Origin of the sequence: Craterilacuibacter sp. RT1T (assembly GCF_023502145.1) — a bacterium.
GTDB lineage: Bacteria > Pseudomonadota > Gammaproteobacteria > Burkholderiales > Chromobacteriaceae > Craterilacuibacter.
Window position 1 is genome coordinate 1 of record NZ_JAMFLI010000038.1, and the last position, 347, is coordinate 347.

Below are 347 nucleotides of genomic sequence, written 5' to 3' on the forward strand. Positions count from 1 at the left end.
GGACGACGGTGCGGTCATCACGCCAAGCGTGCCGGGCGCGGATCAGGGTCTGGTGGTGGAAGACACCACGCTGAGCACCGGCGGCACGCTGCTGGTGACGGACAAGGACGCGGGCCAGAGCGGCTTCAAGGCGCAAGCCGATGTGAAAGTCACGTACGGCAGCTTCAGCTTCAACGAGAAGACGGGTGAGTGGACGTTCAAGCTGGACAACGCCAAGGCCCAGGAACTGACGGCGAATGACACGCTGAAGGAAAGCTTCACCGTGGAAGCGCTGGACGGGACCAAGCACACGGTGGAAGTCACGATCAAGGGGACGGACGACGGTGCGGTCATCACGCCAAGGGGAC

1 protein-coding gene is annotated in these 347 nt (G+C 63.4%); it reads left to right on the forward strand.

Annotated features, from left to right (window positions below):
• The coding region (locus tag M3P88_RS15855; protein WP_249616957.1) for a VCBS domain-containing protein at positions 1-347 on the forward strand (347 nt) is incomplete at both ends.